The organism is Variovorax glucosi, assembly GCF_051216695.1.
GTDB lineage: Bacteria > Pseudomonadota > Gammaproteobacteria > Burkholderiales > Burkholderiaceae_C > Variovorax.
This window is the reverse complement of sequence record NZ_JBPJZE010000029.1, coordinates 409-1,821: the sequence shown is the minus strand read 5'-3', so window position 1 is coordinate 1,821 and position 1,413 is coordinate 409. Positions and strand designations below refer to the sequence as shown.

Genomic DNA, 1,413 nt, shown 5'->3' with positions numbered 1-1,413 from the left:
CGGTCGCGTTGTAGGGCTGCGGCGCGGTGGCCGACGGGCGGCCCCAGAAGTGCTTCGGGTCGCTGAAGTTCTGGCCAATGAGCCTGGAGCCCACGGTCGTGCCGTCGAGCACGATCAGGCTGCCCGCCGCCTGCGACGGAAACACCGCCTTCGCGGCGCCGGTGACGGCCATCGGATAGATCAGGCCGGTGAGTGCGCTCAGCAGTGCAAAGACCACGAGCACGGGGCGAACGATATTGCCGTTGTTGTTCATGATTGGGAACTCCTCAGACGAGATGGACGGCTACAAGAAGCCAGTCAATCAACTTGATGCCGATGAAGGGGACGACCAGGCCGCCCAGGCCATAGATGGCAAGGTTGCGGCGCAGCAGCGCGGCGGCACCAACGGGCCGGTAGCGCACGCCCTTCAATGCCAGCGGAATCAGGAACACGATGACCAGCGCGTTGAAGATCACCGCGCTCAGGATGGCCGACGACGGGCTCGCGAGCCGCATCACGTTGAGCGCACCCAGCTGCGGGTACGTCGACACGAAGATCGCCGGAATGATGGCAAAGTACTTCGCCACGTCGTTCGCAATCGAGAAGGTGGTGAGCGAGCCGCGCGTCATCAGCAGCGCCTTGCCGGTTTCCACCACTTCGAGCAGCTTGGTCGGGTTGGAGTCGAGGTCGACCATGTTGCCGGCCTCTTTCGCAGCCTGCGTGCCGCTGCCCATGGCCACGGCCACGTCGGCCTGCGCGAGCGCGGGGGCGTCGTTGGTGCCGTCGCCGGTCATGGCCACGAGGCGGCCTTCGGCCTGGTACTGGCGGATGAGCGCGAGCTTGTCTTCGGGCGTGGCTTCGGCCAGGAAGTCATCGACGCCGGCTTCGGCTGCGATGGCTGCGGCGGTGAGCTTGTTGTCGCCGGTGATCATCACCGTCTTGATGCCCATGCGGCGCAGTTCGGCAAAGCGCTCCTTGATGTCGGTCTTGACGATGTCCTTGAGCTCGACCACGCCGAGCACGCGGTTGCCTTCGGCCACGGCCAGCGGCGTGCTGCCGCGGCGGGCCGCTTCTTCGGCCGCGCGCAGCACCTCGGGTGCCATGCTGCCGCCGGGCGCCTCGACGTGGCGGCGCACCGCATCGACCGCGCCCTTGCGCAACTGAACGGCGTCGGTGTCGAGGCTGTTGGGTGCGGCGGGCAGGTCGACGCCGCTCATGCGGGTCTGCGCGGTGAAGGGCACAAAATGCGCGCCATCGACCGGCGTTGCTGCGTCGAGGCCGTCACGGCGGGCCAGCTCGACGATGCTGCGGCCTTCGGGCGTTTCGTCGGCCAGCGATGCGAGCATCGCAGAGCGGGCCAGGCGGGCCTTCGGAATGCCGGGCGCGGGCAGGAACGAGGTGGCCTGGCGGTTGCCGTGCGTGATGGTGCCGGTC

2 protein-coding genes are annotated in these 1,413 nt (G+C 67.7%); both read right to left on the bottom strand.

Annotation, left to right across the window (positions count from 1 at the left end):
- The coding region (locus ACSFA3_RS22470; protein ID WP_435507704.1) for a potassium-transporting ATPase subunit C at window positions 1-253 on the bottom strand (253 nt) is incomplete at its 3' end.
- 13 nt (window positions 254-266) lie between these two features.
- Window positions 267-1,413 (bottom strand): potassium-transporting ATPase subunit KdpB (gene kdpB / locus ACSFA3_RS22465; protein ID WP_435507703.1); only part of this gene is annotated, 1,147 nt, incomplete at its 5' end.